Source organism: Eikenella sp. NML120348 (assembly GCF_001648435.1).
Lineage (GTDB): Bacteria > Pseudomonadota > Gammaproteobacteria > Burkholderiales > Neisseriaceae > Eikenella > Eikenella exigua.
On the sequence record NZ_LXSP01000004.1, the window covers coordinates 134111 to 151264 of the forward strand.

The 17154-nt window shown below is 54.4% G+C and carries 17 protein-coding genes, 1 other RNA gene and 4 pseudogenes; 11 read left to right on the plus strand and 11 right to left on the minus strand.

The features are described 5' to 3' along the window. Nucleotides 1-67: 67 nt before the first annotated feature. Entirely contained in the window at nucleotides 68-1936 is a 1869-nt protein-coding gene (gene dxs, locus A7P99_RS07700; protein WP_067687139.1) for a 1-deoxy-D-xylulose-5-phosphate synthase, read from the minus strand. A 132-nt stretch (nucleotides 1937-2068) separates the two neighbouring features. Between dxs and rsgA the strand changes: the two genes are divergently transcribed. Continuing rightward, complete coding sequence (rsgA, locus tag A7P99_RS07705; RefSeq protein WP_067447998.1) at nucleotides 2069-2944, plus strand: ribosome small subunit-dependent GTPase A; 876 nt, start codon at nucleotides 2069-2071, stop codon at nucleotides 2942-2944. A gap of 171 nt (nucleotides 2945-3115) precedes the next feature. Continuing rightward, nucleotides 3116-3310 carry a hypothetical protein gene (locus tag A7P99_RS07710; protein ID WP_067440952.1) on the plus strand — a complete coding sequence of 65 codons (195 nt, stop codon included), beginning with the start codon at nucleotides 3116-3118 and terminating at the stop codon, nucleotides 3308-3310. Between the two features lie 81 nt (nucleotides 3311-3391). Here A7P99_RS07710 and ffs read toward each other — a convergent pair. The 4 genes and pseudogenes from ffs to A7P99_RS07725 all read right to left on the minus strand — a co-directional run. Next, nucleotides 3392-3489: signal recognition particle sRNA small type (ffs, locus tag A7P99_RS07715), an RNA gene on the minus strand. A gap of 237 nt (nucleotides 3490-3726) precedes the next feature. Then, entirely contained in the window at nucleotides 3727-4005 is a 279-nt protein-coding gene (locus A7P99_RS07720) for a hypothetical protein (protein ID WP_067440955.1), read from the minus strand. Between the two features lie 171 nt (nucleotides 4006-4176). After that, a pseudogene (locus A7P99_RS09780) lies at nucleotides 4177-4353 on the minus strand (hypothetical protein); the annotation flags it as partial. Between the two features lie 84 nt (nucleotides 4354-4437). After that, nucleotides 4438-5294, minus strand: a pseudogene (locus A7P99_RS07725) (homoserine O-acetyltransferase); the annotation flags it as partial. A 25-nt stretch (nucleotides 5295-5319) separates the two neighbouring features. Here A7P99_RS07725 and A7P99_RS10125 point away from each other — a divergent pair. Further along, entirely contained in the window at nucleotides 5320-5463 is a 144-nt protein-coding gene (locus A7P99_RS10125; protein WP_153705560.1) for a hypothetical protein, read from the plus strand. 129 nt (nucleotides 5464-5592) lie between these two features. Here A7P99_RS10125 and fba read toward each other — a convergent pair whose 3' ends face one another. After that, nucleotides 5593-6660, minus strand: a complete 1068-nt coding sequence (fba, locus tag A7P99_RS07730; protein WP_003824241.1) for a class II fructose-bisphosphate aldolase — start codon at nucleotides 6658-6660, stop codon at nucleotides 5593-5595. 203 nt (nucleotides 6661-6863) lie between these two features. On the opposite strand from fba, the gene A7P99_RS07735 reads away from it, so the two are divergent. Together A7P99_RS07735 and A7P99_RS07740 are read left to right on the plus strand one after the other, a co-directional pair. Further along, complete coding sequence (locus tag A7P99_RS07735) at nucleotides 6864-7514, plus strand: pyrimidine 5'-nucleotidase (RefSeq protein ID WP_067528620.1); 651 nt, start codon at nucleotides 6864-6866, stop codon at nucleotides 7512-7514. 76 nt (nucleotides 7515-7590) lie between these two features. Then, nucleotides 7591-8136: an MFS transporter gene (locus tag A7P99_RS07740; protein WP_067687142.1), complete on the plus strand. Its 546-nt coding sequence runs from the start codon at nucleotides 7591-7593 to the stop codon at nucleotides 8134-8136. Between the two features lie 64 nt (nucleotides 8137-8200). On the opposite strand, the gene A7P99_RS07745 is transcribed toward A7P99_RS07740, so the two are convergent. Continuing rightward, nucleotides 8201-8809, minus strand: a complete 609-nt coding sequence (locus A7P99_RS07745) for a hypothetical protein (protein ID WP_153705561.1) — start codon at nucleotides 8807-8809, stop codon at nucleotides 8201-8203. A gap of 236 nt (nucleotides 8810-9045) precedes the next feature. Here A7P99_RS07745 and A7P99_RS07750 point away from each other — a divergent pair, with 236 nt between their 5' ends. Then, entirely contained in the window at nucleotides 9046-9315 is a 270-nt protein-coding gene (locus A7P99_RS07750) for a hypothetical protein (protein WP_067447990.1), read from the plus strand. A 93-nt stretch (nucleotides 9316-9408) separates the two neighbouring features. Next, nucleotides 9409-10779 carry a bifunctional UDP-N-acetylglucosamine diphosphorylase/glucosamine-1-phosphate N-acetyltransferase GlmU gene (gene glmU, locus A7P99_RS07755; protein WP_067447988.1) on the plus strand — a complete coding sequence of 457 codons (1371 nt, stop codon included), beginning with the start codon at nucleotides 9409-9411 and terminating at the stop codon, nucleotides 10777-10779. Nucleotides 10780-11022: 243 nt separating this feature from the next. Here glmU and grcA read toward each other — a convergent pair whose 3' ends face one another. From grcA to A7P99_RS07770, 3 genes are all read right to left on the minus strand, one after another. After that, nucleotides 11023-11412: an autonomous glycyl radical cofactor GrcA gene (gene grcA / locus A7P99_RS07760; protein ID WP_049257642.1), complete on the minus strand. Its 390-nt coding sequence runs from the start codon at nucleotides 11410-11412 to the stop codon at nucleotides 11023-11025. Between the two features lie 83 nt (nucleotides 11413-11495). Next, nucleotides 11496-11834, minus strand: a complete 339-nt coding sequence (locus A7P99_RS07765) for a hypothetical protein (protein ID WP_067440978.1) — start codon at nucleotides 11832-11834, stop codon at nucleotides 11496-11498. Nucleotides 11835-12231: 397 nt separating this feature from the next. Continuing rightward, entirely contained in the window at nucleotides 12232-12543 is a 312-nt protein-coding gene (locus tag A7P99_RS07770; RefSeq protein ID WP_082880691.1) for a molybdenum cofactor biosynthesis protein MoaE, read from the minus strand. A gap of 44 nt (nucleotides 12544-12587) precedes the next feature. Here A7P99_RS07770 and A7P99_RS09785 point away from each other — a divergent pair. Further along, nucleotides 12588-13240 (plus strand): annotated as a pseudogene (locus A7P99_RS09785) (IS1595 family transposase). A gap of 367 nt (nucleotides 13241-13607) precedes the next feature. Here the strand turns inward: A7P99_RS09785 and A7P99_RS09790 are convergent. Then, nucleotides 13608-13946: pseudogene (locus tag A7P99_RS09790) on the minus strand (3-dehydroquinate synthase); the annotation flags it as partial. Nucleotides 13947-14161: 215 nt separating this feature from the next. Between A7P99_RS09790 and groES the strand changes: the two are divergent. The 3 genes from groES to A7P99_RS07800 all read left to right on the plus strand — a co-directional run bounded on the left by groES (nucleotide 14162) and on the right by A7P99_RS07800 (nucleotide 17002). Further along, the gene (gene groES, locus A7P99_RS07790) at nucleotides 14162-14449 is read left to right on the plus strand and encodes a co-chaperone GroES (RefSeq protein WP_067528628.1); all 288 of its coding nucleotides are present in this window, start codon (nucleotides 14162-14164) and stop codon (nucleotides 14447-14449) included. Nucleotides 14450-14501: 52 nt separating this feature from the next. Further along, on the plus strand, nucleotides 14502-16145 hold the full coding sequence (gene groL, locus A7P99_RS07795) for a chaperonin GroEL (RefSeq protein WP_067444056.1): 1644 nt from the start codon (nucleotides 14502-14504) through the stop codon (nucleotides 16143-16145). A 332-nt stretch (nucleotides 16146-16477) separates the two neighbouring features. After that, the gene (locus A7P99_RS07800; RefSeq protein WP_153705562.1) at nucleotides 16478-17002 is read left to right on the plus strand and encodes a hypothetical protein; all 525 of its coding nucleotides are present in this window, start codon (nucleotides 16478-16480) and stop codon (nucleotides 17000-17002) included. Nucleotides 17003-17154: the final 152 nt, after the last annotated feature.

Here is a 17154-nt window from a genome sequence, read left to right on the forward strand (position 1 = left end):
CTTTTTACCATCATTTTATGATTCATCCCATCACAATAGCTGCTCTCAGCTGTACTCAGCCAACTAATTATGCAAATGTTTCAATCCGTGCTGTCAGTTTCTCAGCACTCAAACCCAGGTCGTCCAGCAGGATAGTCGGGTCGCCGTGGCCAGTAACGATGTCTTCGATGCCCAGTAGCAACACGGGCAAGCGGCAGCCTTGTTTGGCCAGCACCTCCAACACCGCACTGCCGGCTCCGCCTTGCACGGCGTTTTCTTCAATGCACACTAGCTGCTGATGGGTGGCAGCCAAATCGGCAATCAATTCTTCGTCCAGCGGTTTCACAAAGCGCATATCGGCCACAGTTAAATCCAGCTGTTCCGCTGCCTGCAACGCGGGCTGCACCATACTGCCGAAAGCCAACACAGCAGTTCCCCTGCCCTGCCGCCGCACCACGCCCTTGCCTACCGGCACGGTATCCAAGCTGCTGCCGATTACCGTACTGCCGCTGACACCGCGCGGGTAGCGCACGGCAGTGGGGCAATCCAACGCGTAGCAGGTAGAAAGCAGCAGGCGGCATTCTTCGCCACTGCTGGGCACAGCCAGCACCATATTCGGAATGCAGCGCAGGAAGCTCAAATCATAGGCACCGGCATGGGTGGGGCCGTCGGCGCCGACGATACCGGCACGGTCGATGGCAAACAATACTGGCAGGTTTTGCAATGCCACGTCGTGCACAAGTTGGTCGTAAGCGCGTTGCAGGAAAGTAGAGTAAATCGCCACCACGGGTTTGATGCCACCACAGGCTAGGCCGGCAGCAAAGGTAACGGCGTGCTGCTCGGCAATACCGACGTCAAAATAACGTTCGGGAAAGCGTCGCTCAAACTCCACCAACCCACTGCCTTCACGCATGGCGGGAGTGATGGCAACCAATTTGCCATCTGCAGCGGCTTGGTCGCATATCCATTGGCCGAAAATCTGAGTGTAGCTCAAAGGGGCAGCGCCACCACTCACTGGACCCTGGTCGGGATTAAATTTGCCCACGGCATGAAAACCGACCGGATCGTTTTCAGCCAGTTTGTAGCCCTGCCCTTTTTGCGTGAGCACATGCAAAAGCTGCGGGCCTTTGCGCTGTTTCATATCTTTGAGCACGGCCACCAGTTGCCGCACGTTGTGGCCGTCCACCGGGCCGGTGTAGGTGAAGCCGAAGTTGTCGAACAGGGAATCTGGACGGATGCGCGAGCCGTCGAGCACACTTTTCAGCCGCTGCTCCACTTTCTGCGCGATGTGTAGCGCGCCGGGCAATTTGTCGAGCACTTTTTCGGATTTGTGTTTGATACTGCGCAGGGTGGCGCGCCAGTCTTTGGCCTGGCTGCCAGCAAGGTATTTGGGGAAAGCGCCCACGTTGGGGGAAATCGACATTTCGTTGTCGTTGAGGATAACCAGCAAATCGATGTCCATATCGCCCGCATTGTTCAGTGCTTCAAAAGCTTGGCCGGCGGTCATCGCGCCGTCGCCGATAACAGCCACGCTGCGGTTGGGGCTACCTGAAAGCTTGTCGGCCACCGCCATGCCTAATGCCGCACCGATGGAAGTGGAGGAGTGGCCAACACCGAAATCGTCGTATTCCGATTCGCTGCGCTTGGGGAAACCGGCCAAGCCGCCGTATTGGCGCATGGTGTGCATGCGATTGCGGCGGCCAGTGAGCACTTTGTGCGGATAGCTTTGGTGGCCTACGTCCCAAATTAAGTGGTCGTTAGGCGTATCGTACACATAATGCAATGCCACAGCCAGCTCCACTGCGCCCAGATTGCTAGCGAAATGGCCACCGGTTTTGCTGATGCTGTCGAGCAAAAAGGTACGCAATTCAGCAGCCAGCTGCGGCAACTGGTCTTCACGCAAACGGCGCAAATCCTGCGGGTAGTCGATGGTATCGAGAAGCGGCGTGGTAGTCATGGTGTGGCGATTCCCTATTGATCGGGATAAATAAAGCCGGATTATATAGCCATTCTGCCCGGCACAGCAGGCAAATTGGCATCAGCATGCCAATCCTTGCTATGATGACACTTTCCCACCCGGCACACTGCCATGACCGACACCGCCCAAATCGTTACCAGCTACGGCCGCCGCTTTATTGTACGCACCACCGGCGGCCACACCTTCGAGGCCACCACCCGCAAAAAGCGGGTAGACTTCGCCTGCGGCGACCAAGTACACATCACGCCGCTGAATGCCGAGCAAGCGGTGATTGAAGATTTCCTGCCGCGCCGCAGCCTGCTCTTCCGCCAAGATGCTTGGAAAACCAAGCTGATTGCCGCTAATGTGAGTCAACTGCTGATTGTGCTGGCTGCTGTGCCTACACCCAGCGAGCTGCTGTTACAACGCGCCCTGCTGGCGGCAGAAGCAGCCGATATCGGCGCAGTGATTGTGTTGAACAAAACCGATTTGCCGGAAACAGGACAATGGCGCAGCAAACTAGAGTTTTATGAAGGCCTGGGCTACCCCGTGCTGCCCGTTAGCGCCATGCAAGATGCCGCCGCCCTGCTGCCAGTGTTGAATGGGCACACCAGCATCCTGCTTGGCCAAAGCGGTATGGGCAAATCTACCCTGATTAATGCCCTGCTCGGCCAAAGCATCGCCCACACCAACGAAATCTCCAGCGCCCTCGACTCCGGCAAACACACCACCACCCACGCCCAGCTCTACGACCTAAACGAAACCGCCCACATCATCGATTCCCCCGGCCTGCAGGAATTCGGCCTGCACCATCTTCAGGTAGCCTCCCTGCCCCACTATTTCCCCGATATGCGCGACTTCATCGGCCAATGCCGGTTCCACAACTGCAGCCACCGCCAAGAACCTGGCTGCGCGATCAAAGCCACTGCAGAAGCCGGCCATATCCGTGCCAACCGCTTACAGCTTCTGCAACAGCTGACCGATGAACTATCCACAAAAAAGTGGTAAACCTCTGAGGCCGCCTACCGACATTACTGCATTTACATAGCCCTGCATATCTTTACCCTCCTGAACCTTGCACAATCAGAATAGATAATTTACCATTTTTACAAAAGCAATCTATCAGATAATAAAAATTCTGTTTGCACTAGAAAATAACAGCTTTAACGAGAGTAAATTATGACAAAAAAAACCACCAACTACGTTGTAACCATTGCTGATGCCATCAACAGCAACCAAAACCGCCAGGTCTTGTTGCAGCTGCCACGCGAGGAAGTGCGCTATCTGAACCAGGCCGAATTTAAAAAATTCGTGGCCGACAAATGCCAAGTAAGCGCGTTTAAAATTCATTCTATTGAGCGTTTTTACAAATAAGCTCTTGCTGAAATAGCTTCAGCTATTCAGCCATATATAGCAAAACCGCTCCGGTATTACACTGGAGCGGTTTTTATATGAGGTGGCGAGCCGGAGCCCCGGCACTGCTGAATTCAGGGTGGGCTGCTTGCTTCCGCACCTGACCCCTTGTCCCAAACCTGCATGCGGGGAGACCCGCCGTAGAAAGTGCGAATTATACGGAGCCGAATGCGTTTTGCCAAGACGGCACCATTTTCAGGTAGCCTCAACTGGTACAGCTGATGGGTGCAAGCTCAGCTGCTACAGTGTTTCAGGTAGCCTGGTATTGCCTGCCCTCACGAAGATAAAATTCACCTACTTGCTCAACATTCCTAAAAAGGCTACCTGAAAGCCTAATCCAGCTTTCAGGTAGCCTTTTGTATAAATCAACAACTCAATTACTGTCGGAAACCTTCCAACACCTTAACACGGAATATCGGAAACTCATCCAGCTCGTCCAACACAAACAACTGGGCATCATGTTCTTTTTCAAACCCTTTTTCGAATTTTTCCAACAATATGGTGCGGGCGTTGCTAACATCGTATTTTTTGGTGATTTTCAAACGCACCGCCCATTGGCGGCGTGCCGGGTCTTCGATAATCATCATCAGGCATTGCAGCTCGAAGTCACCCTTGTCGTCGTTGCCGAAAAATTTGTCTGAAAAATTGCGCAACATACTGCTTTCCCCCTTGACATTACAAAATGTCTAAAAAATTTAACTTGATTATACGTTTTGCCCACAGGCGATACCATTGCCTGTGGGCGCGATATATTTGACTTAAATCAAACAAATGGCGAATTAGGTATGTTTAAACAATCTCCCCGTTAATATAGGCAACAGGCTGAATTATAAAACCAAATATATCATTTGACCCTCGCGATAAGACACCAAACCACCCAACAGGTTCGGCAGGTAGGAAATACGCTGGCTGCCAACTGTCACCGCGCGTTCCAGTACGTGGATGCGGTTTCTCGCGCACAGGTGATCGAAATAGCCCAGGATGCACCAATGGATGTTCGGCGTGTCGTACCAATCACTAAAACATACCCTTGCTCACGAGCATATGTGCCCACCGAAGGTTACCTGAAAACGGTTGTGCCAGTAGTCGAAATCGGCGGCGGGGTCGAAATAGTCCAGCGCCTTGGTCATAAGCAGATAAGTGTTGGCATTGAAGCGGTCAGCGAATTTGTCGCCCTGGTAGCGCAGGTAGCTTTCCACCTCAAATTCAATGCTGTAGCCGTATTGCAGCTTACCGCTCCTCATCTGACGGCCGAATTTTTTGCCCAGCCCGTCTTCAGCCAGATAAGTAATGTGCCCCATCATGCGAGCAATCTTCAGGCCGCGCCGGGGCACGGCTTGGCGACTGGAGTAGTGGCCTTCGTGGAAGTCGGGATCGGTGAGGATAGCCTGGCGGGCCATGTCGTTAAACACGATGTTTTGGGTGGACAATTTAGGCGCAGAGGCAATCACCGGCACGTGACGCACACGTTCGGGGAAGTCGGTTGCCCATTGCAAGGTCTGTATACTGCCGAGACTGCCGCCCCTTGATGCCGAAATGGTCGGCCAGCATGGCTTGCGAGCGCACCCGGGCTTTTACGATAACCATCGGAGAATCCGAGCCGTAAGGTTTGCCTGTGGCGGGGTTGATGCTCAACGGGCCGCTGCTGCCCAGGTTATTGGGCCCGACCACAAAAAAGCTTGGTATCCACCGGTTTATTGTGGCCGACCATGTTGCCTCACCAACCGGAGTGTTCGTCGTCCGGATGGTGGCGGCAGGCCACGTGGTGCATGCCGGAAAGGGCATGTCAAATCAGGATGGCGTTGGATTTATCGGCATTGAGCGTGCCATAGGTTTCGGTAATCAAATCAAAACGCAGCAGCGTGTCGACGTTTTGCAGGGCAAAGGGCTGTTCGAATGCAATGGTTTGCGGGGTAACGATGCCCACGAAAGCGGGTGGGTTCATAGATAGAAATTGGCGTGATTAATTTATGTGGATTATAGCGGATGAGGCGGGGAAATTCATGATGGGCAACGGAGAAGGCTACCTGAAACTGCATTGGAGCTGCTCTGCTGCTTTTTCAGGTAGCCTCTTGCCCCAAACAAACAGGCTACCTGAACATATTTTCAGGTAGCCTGTTACATCATTCAAATCAAGTTATAGCAGATTACATTTAAACCGATACCGCGTTGGCTCGCCTGACTGTACGCGCGTACTGCCTGCGGCTCGCCGCCTTTCCTCGATTTAAATTGCATTCACTATATTACTTCGCCACCACTTGGTTCAGCTCGCCTTTGGCATAACGGGTGGCCATTTTTTCTAGCGAAATCGGTTTGATTTTGCTGGCCATGCCTTCGCAGCCGAAGGCCTGATAACGGGCCAGGCAGATGCCTTTCATGGCTTCGATGGTTTTGGCCAGGTATTTGCGCGGGTCGAATTCGGCAGGGTTTTCGGCTAAGAATTTGCGGATTGCCCCTGTGCTGGCCAAGCGCAGGTCAGTGTCGATATTCACTTTGCGCACGCCGTGTTTGATGCCTTCCACAATTTCTTCCACCGGTACGCCGTAGGTTTCGCCGATGCCGCCGCCGTGCTCGTTAATCACTTTCAGCCATTCCTGCGGCACCGAGCTGGAGCCGTGCATCACGATATGCGTGTTCGGCAGGGCTGCGTGGATTTCTTTGATGCGGTCGATGCGCAATACGTCGCCTGTGGGCGGACGGGTGAATTTGTATGCACCGTGGCTGGTGCCCACGGCAATCGCCAGCGCGTCCACGCCGGTGTCGTTCACGAAGCGCACGGCATCTTCCACACTGGTGAGCATTTGGTCGTGGCTCAATTTGCCCACCGCGCCCACGCCGTCTTCTTCGCCCGCTTCGCCGGTTTCCAAGTTGCCCAACACGCCGATTTCGCCTTCCACCGACACGCCGCAGGCATGGGAGAAGTTCACCACGGTGCGGGTAACGTCCACGTTGTATTCGTAGGAAGACGGGGTTTTGCCGTCGGCCAGGAGCGAGCCGTCCATCATTACGGAGGAGAAGCCCAGCTGGATAGAGCGCTGGCAAACATCGGGCGAGGCACCGTGGTCTTGGTGCATCACCACGGGAATATGCGGAAACTCTTCCACTGCCGCCAAAATCAGGTGGCGCAAGAAGGGGGCGCCGGCATATTTGCGCGCGCCGGCGGAAGCCTGCACGATAACGGGCGCGTTCACTTGGTCGGCCGCTTCCATGATGGCGCGCATCTGCTCCAAGTTGTTCACATTAAAAGCGGGCAGGCCGTAGCCGTGTTCGGCGGCGTGGTCTAAAAGCTGGCGCATGGATACCAGAGCCATAGCAATCTCCTGAATGATAATTGGTTGTGAAAATCAGTGGGATTATAGCAGCAAACCGTCCCGATGGCGGGAGTGTGAGTTCCACCAATTCAAATTGGGCATGGCAGCAGGCCGTAGCGGCAAGTATGGCACGGCGGGCAAAGAAGTAGAATGCTCATTTGAAGCAGCTATATAATTCGGTTTTTTATTTTTCAGGTAGCCTCATGCCGCCCTCCCAGCCCGTTTGGCTGTTCGACCTAGACGATACCCTGCACCGCGCCGATGCGGGCATTTTCCGCCTCATCAACCGCCGCATGACCGAATTCATGGCACGCGAACTGAGCCTGAGCCTGCCCGAAGCCTCCGACTTGCGCGAGCACTATTGGCAACTCTACGGCGCCACGCTCGGCGGTTTGCAGCAGCACCATCCGCAGGTTTGCCCCGCCGAATTCCTGCGCCAAAGTCATCATCTGCCCGAACTCATCGCCGCCTTGCAGCCGATGCCGCACATCGATACCGCGCTCGCCGCCCTACCCGGCCGCAAAGCCGTGTTTTCCAACGGCCCTGCATTTTATGTGCACGCCCTAATCGAAGCCATGCAGCTGGGCAGCCATTTTGAAGCCCTATTCGGCGTGGACGACCTTGCCCTGCACTACAAGCCGCAGCCGCAGGCCTTCCACATGGTGTGCGCCGCGCTGGCCGTGCCGCCGCAGCAATGCGTGCTGGTGGACGACAGCCCGGCTAATCTGCAAGCGGCCAAAGCTTTGGGCATGCGCACGGTGTGGTTCGGCAGCCGTGCCCAGCCGCAGCCATGTGCCGACCATATCGCCCGCAATATGTGCGAGCTGCAGGCTCTAGCTGGAAAAATCATGTAAAATCTGGCTCTTGCATTCCAATACTGGATTTCAGGTAGCCTCTTGGCCATAATCGAATAACAAGAAAGAACACCCCATGCAACACACCGATTCTGCCGATACCCAACACGAATATTTTGCCGACCGCCCCGGCTTCCCCGCCAAAACCATCGTGGCCACGCTCTTTATCGGCGCCTTCTTCGGCTACCTGAACGACACCCTGCTCAACGTGGCGCTCACGCCCATCATGCGCGATTTCCACATCGATAAAACCACCGCCCAATGGCTCACCACCGGCTTTCTTCTGGTGATGGGCGCATTCACGCCGATTACCGCCGGCGTCATCCAATGGTTTGAAACCCGCAAAATGGTGCTCATCACCCAAGCCACCTTCCTCGCCGGCTCGCTGATTTGCGCCCTCGCGCCCAATTTCGGCGTGCTGCTGGCCGGGCGCATGGTGCAGGCCATATCCGCCGCCTTCGTGGGCACCACCAACATCGGCGAACACCTCTCCAGCAGCAGCAGCCCGCAGCAAGCCATGCTCAACGGCATCCACCTGAATATGAGCTTCGCCCTCGCCGTCGGCATCCTCACCATCGTCTGTGCCTACCGGCTCAAGCCGCACGGCAAAAGCAGCGATTAGAATTTATGTCCGACAAAGCAAAAGGCTACCTGAACTTTCAGGTAGCCTTTTACCCATTACATCATCACTCCGACACACATCCTTCGCCACGGCACGGCGGGCACGACTGCCGCTCGTGGTAGCTGGCTGCCAAAGCCAGCATAGCGGTTTCCACAGCCGCCGCATCTGCCTGCGCGGGGATTTGCGCCACAAAATAATTCACCGAACGGCTGCCCGGCAGATAGGCCACCAGCTCCTGCCCGCCGTTGCTGTAACCGGTAAAACGCCACAGTTCGCCGCTCACCCCGTCGCGGGCACGGATACGGCGCAATATGGCTGGCCGTATGCGCTCATTCGATTGGGCATATTGCGCCACCACATCATTCACCTGCCCGCGCACGGCTGCAGTAAAGCTCTCGTGCGGCTTGCGGCCGATGCTGCCCGCATAAATCATCACCCGCGCCGCACGCAACTTGCCATCTTGCGGCAGAAACACCATCGGCACGCCCTTATCGGCCAGCAACCGGTTATCCTGCGTCCAGCCTGCTGGTGCGTGGAAACCATAACAATGGTTTGCCCCATACGCATAGCCCGTGTCCCATGCTGGAGCAGCATATGCCCCACTTATCGCCGCACAAATGGCCAACATCAAACCCAAACGCTTCATGATTTTCTCCCATTGCTTGAACGGCACGATTGCCTCCCGCTACTCTACCATTAAGCCGATATACTGGCCAATCTTTCAGGTAGCCTCAACACCGACAACCACCCCACGCCGACCAAAGGCTACCTGAAAACTCAACGGACACACAGCTATCCCCAACTCCCTACCTCCCTCAAAGCCTAAAAACCAACAGCCAGCCCCGGCTGTTCGCGTTATAATTGGCAACAAAAGCAACACCCGTCTCACAACAGAAAAAGGATAAAGTCATGCGCCCCGCCGTTCTACTGCTCGCCCTCATCGCCCTTTCCGCCTGCACTTGGGAGACCTACCAAGACCAACAAGGCAAAACCGGCCTGCGCCAGCGTTATGCCCCAGGCACGCCCGTGGTATACCAAGACGGCACCTTCGCCCGCGACCAACGCTACAACGAATACCGCCCCGTGCCCGTGCCTGTTACCCGCGAACAACACCAACACAGCGTGCCGCGCACCACCTGGAGCGGCGACAGCGTGCCCGAAGCACCAAGCGGCCATTAATATCGGCAGTTTGAATCCTCTTTTTTCAGGTAGCCCCAAGCAGGCTACCTGAAAACCATCATTTCAAAGAAATCGTTTCTAGAAAGCCCACTCATGCACCAGCCCCTCCATATCGTCATCCTCGCCGCCGGCAAAGGCACGCGCATGTATTCCGCCCTGCCCAAAGTGCTGCACCGCATCGGCGGCAAAACTATGCTTGAGCGCGTTATCGACACCGCGCAAAGCCTCAGCCCGCAAAGCATCAACGTGGTGATCGGCCACGGCAAAGAGCAGGTGCGTGAACAAGTGCAGCGCAAAGGCATCCGTTGGGTGGAGCAAACAGAACAGCTCGGCACCGGCCACGCCGTGCAAACCGCCCTGCCGCACCTCGGCAGCACGGGCCGCACCCTCGTGCTCTATGGCGACGTTCCGCTGATTAACCACGCCACCCTGGAAGAGCTGCTGCAAGCCGCCGGCAGCGAAATCGGCCTGCTCACCGACATCCCGCCCAACCCCTTCGGGCTGGGCCGCATCATCCGCGAGGCCAACGGCCAAGTAGCGGCCATTGTGGAAGAAAAAGACGCCTCTCCAGAGCAAAAAGCCATCCGCGAAACCAACACCGGCATTTTCGTTTTGCCCAACGCACACCTTGCCCGCTGGCTGGGCAGCCTCTCCAGCAACAATGCTCAAGGCGAATACTACCTCACCGACGTCATCGCCCTTGCCCGCGCCGATGGCGTGGCCGTGCATCCCGTTCAGGTAGCCTCCTCCTACCTTGCCGCCGGGGTGAACAATAAAATCCAGCTCGCCGAACTCGAGCGCATCTTCCAACGCGAACAGACGCAAAGCCTGCTCCAAGCCGGCCTCACCCTGCGCGACCCGGCCCGCTTCGACCTGCGCGGCAGCCTTCAGCACGGCCAAGACGTGGTGATTGATGTGAACGTGGTGCTGGGAGGCGAAAACCAATTCGGCAACAACGTATCCATCGGCGCCAACTGCGTGATTAAAAACGCTGTCATCGGCGACAACACGGTTATCGAGCCCTTCTCGCACCTCGAAAACTGCCGCATCGGCAGCAGCGCCCGCATCGGCCCCTTCGCCCGCCTGCGCCCCAATGCCGATTTGGCCGACGAAGTGCACATCGGCAACTTCGTGGAAGTGAAAAACAGCACCATCGGCCGCGGCAGCAAAGCCAACCACCTCACCTACCTCGGCGACGCGCAAATCGGCAGCCGCAGCAACATCGGCGCCGGCACCATCACCTGCAACTACGATGGAGTACACAAACACCAAACCGTTATCGGCGACGAAGTGCGCATCGGCTCCGGCAACATGCTGGTTGCCCCGCTCACCATCGGCCACCGCGCCACCACCGGCGCCGGCAGCACGCTCACCCGCAACTGCCCCGAAGGTGAACTCACCCTCACCCGCGCTCGTCAAACCACCATATCCGGCTGGATACGGCCGGAAAAAGAGAAAAAATAAGCCGAAGCATAAAGCTTCGGTGACATCAGGCTACCTGAAAAATTTGGTCCACATAATCAAACCATTTTGAATTTTCAGGTAGCCTTCCTGCGTACTAATCAGGCGACCTAGAATCTGTTTGGTCATGGCTCAGCAAAACCGGAGCTACTTTTACTTATCTTGCAGCCTACCCTTATCTATTTCATACCCCCAAAAAAACCAGCCCCGCCATCTGAAACGGCGGGGCTGTGTTGTGATTCCGGTTTACATATGCTGCGTGAAGGTGCGGGTAATCACATCGCGTTGCTGCTCGGGCGTGAGGGAATTGAAGCGCACGGCATAGCCGGATACGCGGATGGTGAGCTGCGGGTATTTATCGGGGTTGGCGGCTGCGTCTTCCAGCATTTCGCGGCTCATCACGTTTACGTTCAGGTGCTGACCACCTTCCACTTTCGGACGCATATAGCTGTCTACGGCCACTTCTTGGTAGCTCACATCGCCCAAATCGCTCAGGGCAACGATTTGGTCGGCAGCGAAATGCTCGTCCTTGCTGCACAGGCAACGCGCCTGCTGGGTTTCGTCGTCCAACAGCCAGAAAGAGTGCACCAAGGCGGGGTGTTGGGCTGATTGGGTAATTTGAATACCTTTAATCATAATGATTCATCTCCAAGAGTTGTGTTGTAAAGCTATGGTTTTAAAATAATTCCGCATTGCCAGGCAATACGGCACGAAAACGGTTAAACGCAGCAGCGGCCAAAGCGCAGTTTTTGGTTTAACAGGGCGTGGTAGCACAGCTGTTTCACCACGAGTACGGAGGTATTATCCTCCAAAGCCACGAGGGCATGGGTTTCCTGCGGTTCAAGCCGCGCTAGGGTCATCGGCTGCAAATCAATCTGCCCCTGCTCGGTTTTCAGGCATACCGCGCCAGAGAGGACGGTGATGGTAATAATGGCTTCAGCCGAATAGGGTGGCACTTCATTGCCTTTTTGCAGGTTGAGCTGCACGATTTGCTGGTCAGCATCCTCCGCAATAACGCCGCCTACGGGTTGGTTGGGGTTGAGTTGATAGCCTCGCATGGTGTTTTTCCTGAAAACCGAATGCTGCCAATGCCAGGTTGGCACTACAATAGGGCCATTGGGATACGACAACCATTCGGTTTTAAATTAAATTCGGCAAAAAACGCGCCGACGGCCAGACTGAAACGGCACAGGGCGAAAGGATGTGGGCAATTATTCCAAACCTGCCGCCCTATTCTGCTATTTTACAGATTTTACTGGCTTGCCTCAATTACCGACCGCTCCAAAATCCGCGTGGCGGATGCGATTGGCTAAAAAACCACACAAGGCAAAAGGCTACATGAAATTTCAAGTAGCTTGTTTATGACTGCAACCCGCTATTTGACCTGTTGGCGTTCGCCACCCGCCGTTTGGTTATCCAAATCATGAGACAACAACTTGGACGCTTATAGAATTCCTATTCCCAAATCAGCTCTTCGGCTTTCACCATGTCGATAACGTAGCGGCAGCCGGCGAAGGCCATATCGTGGTGGCAGGTGGTTACACCCACCCACACCGCCATGCCACCCACTTCCAGCCACCTGTAGTGGTACACGCACACGGCTGCTTCCAAGCCAAAGCAGCGTTTGGCCTCTTCAATCACAGCCTGCCCTTGGCAGCACGCCAATTCTTCATACACGCCGTACACCAAATAATTCACGCGCTGCCCATCGTTTTGACGGCGTATCCAGTCTTCGAAGCTGAGGAAAGCGCCGCATTGCTCATTTATTAAGAGGACCGTACTAGATTAGCAATCTATGTTACCCTCAGAGTATGAAGATAACACACTGCAAATTAAAGAAAAAGTACAGAAAGAACTGATCCGTTTTTTTGTGCTGGAAGTTACTGCCCGTGCCACTGCCGATATTTTAGGTATCCATCCCAATTCGGCAGCCCTGTTCTACCGCAAAATCCGCTAAGTCATCAGCCATCATCTGGCACTGGCTACTAATGAGATTTTTGATAGCCCAGTTGAGTTGGACGAAAGTTATTTTGGCAGACGGCGTAAGGGTAGGCGCGGTCGCGTGGCGGCAGGCAAAGTGGTCGTCTCCGGTATTCTGAAACAGCATGATAAGGCCTATACGGTGGTTGCAGATAACGACAAGTATGAAACTTTACTGCCTGTCATCAAATAAAAAATTATCCCTGACAGCATCATTTACACGGACAGCCTAAGCAGCTACGACAGACTGGATGTGAGTGGTTTTATCTATCACCGCATCAATCATGCCAAAGCGTTTGCAGACCGTCAGAACCACATCAACGGCATCGAAAATTTTTGGAATCAGGCAAAACGCGCCTTACGCAAATACAACGGAATCGACCGCAAATCTTTCCTGCTGTTCTTGAAAGAATGCGAATTCCGGCTTAACTTCGGCACACCATCCCGGCAGCTTAAAACGCTGCGGAAGTGGTGTGGAATTTAGGGCTAATCTAGTACAGCCCCTTATTAAAAGCTGTTGGTGCAGGGCTTAGCTTTCTATTGCTTATTCATTCAAATCAAATATTCAGCCTACTACTACCGGAGGGATAAAGGCCACGATGTCGTTGGCAACAATCAGCTGCTCTCAACCGGCAAAAGCATGTACCGCCACGCGCACACGTTCCTGTTGTATAGAGTAAAGCTGTATTGCTGTGAAAGTTGTTCGTATAAGGCTGCCGTGGCCCAGCCTTCGGCGATGTGGATTTTTCCTTCTTTGCCTGCTCGCACAGGGCGGCGAAATACAGCTCAGTGATTTCAACAGTTGAACTCAATGTTCACCTCCGAATTTGTGTATCTAGGCAGATATCTTGGATTTGGATAAAGGGGATGCCGCGCTGGTAGGTAGCGGCAGCAAAACCGGCAAGGTCGCCGATTACGCCGCCGCCGAGAGCGAGGATGGTGGTACGGCGGTCGGCATGGTGCTGCAACAATCCAGTGTAGATTTGCTGGAGGGATTCGTTATTTTTGTATTGTTCGCCGTCGGGCAGGATGATGCTGCAGGTACTGATGCCGAGTTGTCGGCAGGCGGCTTCAATAGAAGCAAGGTAGAGCGGGGCAACGGTCTGGTTGCTGATGATGGCGGCTTTGCTGCTAATGTGTGGGCGGATGTGTTCGGCCAGATTATCAAGCAGGCGAAAGCCGATGTGGATGGGGTAGCTGTGGCCGGGGGGACATGCAGAGTTTGCTCTCTGCCATCCTCTCCTCCTTCAGCCAAATATTTTTCCCACCCCACTCTTGAATTCAACGTCACCAGCCTTATCTTCAAGCCCGCACAAGTGGTGTGCCGTGCCCTGTCCGGCATATTTCTGTTTACCCTCAATCGGGTAGCAACAAATCATCAAATTCAATTCTGGAGAGAAGATTTATGAAAATTCGTCCGTTGCACGACCGTGTGGTTATCAAACGTCTGGAAGCCGAAGAAAAAACCGCTTCCGGCATTGTTTTGCCCAGCTCTGCCTCTGAAAAACCCGATATGGGCGAAGTAGTGGCCGTGGGCGCCGGCAAGCTCACCAAAGACGGCGGGCGCCGTAAGCTGGATGTGAAAGTGGGCGACCGCGTGATTTTCGGCAAATACAGCGGCCAAACCGTGAAAGCAGACGGCGAAGAGTTGCTAGTGATGCGCGAAGAAGACATTTTCGGCATCGTGGAATAAGCAAGCCCGTCAAGATAATAATTTCTGATTTTTTATTTTAGGAGTCATACATATGGCAGCAAAAGATGTACAGTTTGGCAATGAAGTCCGCCAGAAGATGGTAAACGGCGTAAACATTTTGTCTAACGCCGTGAAAATAACACTCGGCCCGAAAGGCCGTAATGTGGTGTTGGACCGCACTTTCGGCGGCCCGCACATCACCAAAGATGGCGTTACCGTGGCCAAGGAAATCGAACTGAAAGACAAGTTTGAAAACATGGGCGCACAGATGGTGAAAGAAGTCGCCTCCAAAACCAACGATGTGGCCGGCGACGGTACCACTACCGCTACTGTGTTGGCACAAGCCATCGTGGCCGAAGGCATGAAATACGTTACCGCCGGCATGAACCCGACCGATCTGAAACGTGGTATCGATAAAGCCGTTTCCGCTTTGGTAAAAGAATTGCAGAACATTGCCAAGCCAGTGCCAGAGAAATCTAAGGAAATCGCCCAAGTGGCTTCTATTTCCGCCAACTCCGACGAATCCATCGGCAACATCATCGCCCAAGCCATGAATGAAGTGGGCAAAGAAGGCGTGATTACCGTGGAAGACGGCAAATCGCTGGAAAACGAAGTGGAAGTGGTAAAAGGCATGCAGTTCGACCGCGGCTACCTCTCCCCCTATTTCGTCAACAACCCGGAAAAACAACTGGCCGAGCTGGATAGCCCGTTTGTTCTGCTGTTTGACAAGAAAATCAGCAATATCCGAGACCTGCTACCCGTGCTGGAGCAAGTGGCCAAAACCAGCCGTCCGCTGCTGATTATCGCTGAAGATGTGGAAGGCGAAGCCTTAGCCACGTTGGTGGTGAACAACATTCGCGGCATCCTGAAAACCGTGGCTGTGAAAGCCCCGGGCTTCGGCGACCGCCGCAAAGCCATGCTGCAAGACATCGCCATCCTCACCGGCGGCACTGTGATCGCCGAAGAAGTGGGCTTGTCTTTGGAAAAAGCCACGCTGGAAGATTTGGGCCAAGCCAAACGCATCGAAGTGGGCAAAGAAAACACCACCATCATCGATGGTTTGGGCGACAAATCCGCCGTAGAAGCCCGTGTGGTCGAAATCCGCACCCAGATTGACACCGCTACCAGCGAGTACGACAAGGAAAAACTGCAAGAGCGCGTGGCTAAACTAGCCGGCGGCGTGGCCGTAATCAAAGTGGGCGCGGCCACCGAAGTAGAAATGAAAGAGAAAAAAGACCGCGTAGACGACGCGCTGCACGCCACTCGTGCCGCTGTGGAAGAAGGCGTAGTGGCCGGCGGCGGCGTAGCCCTGCTGCGTGCCCGCTCTGCCCTGAGTAAAGTGGAAACTGCCAATGCCGACCAAGAAGCCGGCGTGCAAATCGTATTGCGTGCGGTTGAGTCTCCGCTGCGCCAAATCGTGGCCAACGCCGGCGGCGAGCCGAGCGTGGTGGTGAACAAAGTGCTGGAAGGCAGCGGCAACTTCGGCTACAACGCCGGTAACGACAGCTACGGCGACATGCTGGAAATGGGTGTAATCGACCCGGCCAAAGTTACCCGCTTTGCGCTGCAAAACGCCGCTTCCATCGCTGGCCTGATGCTGACCACCGAATGCATGGTAGCCGACATTCCGGAAGACAAGCCCGCCGCTCCGGACATGGGCGGAATGGGAGGCATGGGCGGAATGGGTATGATGTAATTGTCCCAACGCCATGCAAAAGCACCCTCGCCTGAGGGTGCTTTTTCTTGCCTGCCGTTTGCCGTTAAAGGCTACCTGAAATTTTAGCTTCGCAGAAACTTCACTGCGCTGCGTTTTCAGGTAGCCTCTTCCCCATCACTAATCCGCATATTCTCTATAAATAAATTTCTATATATAACAACAAATAATAATCAAAATGAAAATTCATCACGCCAAACTTAATCCAACATCAAACTTTGGCACGCTTTATGCTTATCCACTATCGAAATTTCTTTTTCTACCCATCTAAACTATCCAACAATTATTAGGACACCAAATAAATGGCTACAGCAGTGAGAAAATTATCCCGAAACAACAAATCCCGCAGCAAACACAGCGGCAGGAATGGCGGCGGCGCATTGCGTTCAGTCGGCCTTCTGTTGGCTCTGATTCTGGTGGGTGGCGGCGTATATGCCTATATAAACCCGGAAATCATCGAGCAGGCAAAATCCATTGTCGGCTTGGCCGAACCGGCCAATGAAAGCGGTATGGGCGCAACCGCCCCGCAAGTGCCTGCTGCCCCCACCATCACCGATCCGAAAGCCGTTGAAGCACTGAATATGGCGAAAGTATGGGTGGAAACCCGCTTAGCCAAAGGTACCCGCTTGAATGAAATCAATGAAGCAATCGACGTTCCTGCTGGTCAGGAGGAGTTCTGGCAGAGTATCACTCTTAGTCAAGGCGCGATTACTGCTATTCCTGCCGGCAGCACTGCCGAACGTGCGGTTCTCCTGCTGCCAATGCAGTCGCAGGGTCAATTGATTTGGGCTTGTGCCGGCGATATCCCGCAGGCTATCGAAAGCATCTGCACCCAGTAAAGTTACTCTCTAGCTGTTCTTTTAGGCTGCTTGATTTTTCAGGTAGCCTGCTTTTTGCCTGCATGATTCGTAGTATATGGCTAAAGTACACTTTTCATATAAAGCAGCAAGCCACAGACAGTACAAGAGTGCGACAAGGTAGGTCTACGCCG

Excerpts from the sequence above, each read along its gene's own strand:
- A7P99_RS07740 (WP_067687142.1), top strand. The coding sequence starts at position 7,591 with ATGCAACACACCGATTCTGCCGATACCCAACACGAATATTTTGCCGAC.
- A7P99_RS07735 (WP_067528620.1), top strand. The coding sequence starts at position 6,864 with ATGCCGCCCTCCCAGCCCGTTTGGCTGTTCGACCTAGACGATACCCTG.
- A7P99_RS07720 (WP_067440955.1), bottom strand. The coding sequence starts at position 4,005 with ATGTTGCGCAATTTTTCAGACAAATTTTTCGGCAACGACGACAAGGGT.
- A7P99_RS07710 (WP_067440952.1), top strand. The coding sequence starts at position 3,116 with ATGACAAAAAAAACCACCAACTACGTTGTAACCATTGCTGATGCCATC.
- grcA (WP_049257642.1), bottom strand. The coding sequence starts at position 11,412 with ATGATTAAAGGTATTCAAATTACCCAATCAGCCCAACACCCCGCCTTG.
- groL (WP_067444056.1), top strand. The coding sequence starts at position 14,502 with ATGGCAGCAAAAGATGTACAGTTTGGCAATGAAGTCCGCCAGAAGATG.
- fba (WP_003824241.1), bottom strand. The coding sequence starts at position 6,660 with ATGGCTCTGGTATCCATGCGCCAGCTTTTAGACCACGCCGCCGAACAC.
- groES (WP_067528628.1), top strand. The coding sequence starts at position 14,162 with ATGAAAATTCGTCCGTTGCACGACCGTGTGGTTATCAAACGTCTGGAA.
- dxs (WP_067687139.1), bottom strand. The coding sequence starts at position 1,936 with ATGACTACCACGCCGCTTCTCGATACCATCGACTACCCGCAGGATTTG.
- A7P99_RS07750 (WP_067447990.1), top strand. The coding sequence starts at position 9,046 with ATGCGCCCCGCCGTTCTACTGCTCGCCCTCATCGCCCTTTCCGCCTGC.
- glmU (WP_067447988.1), top strand. The coding sequence starts at position 9,409 with ATGCACCAGCCCCTCCATATCGTCATCCTCGCCGCCGGCAAAGGCACG.
- A7P99_RS10125 (WP_153705560.1), top strand. The coding sequence starts at position 5,320 with ATGTGGATTATAGCGGATGAGGCGGGGAAATTCATGATGGGCAACGGA.
- A7P99_RS07765 (WP_067440978.1), bottom strand. The coding sequence starts at position 11,834 with ATGCGAGGCTATCAACTCAACCCCAACCAACCCGTAGGCGGCGTTATT.
- rsgA (WP_067447998.1), top strand. The coding sequence starts at position 2,069 with ATGACCGACACCGCCCAAATCGTTACCAGCTACGGCCGCCGCTTTATT.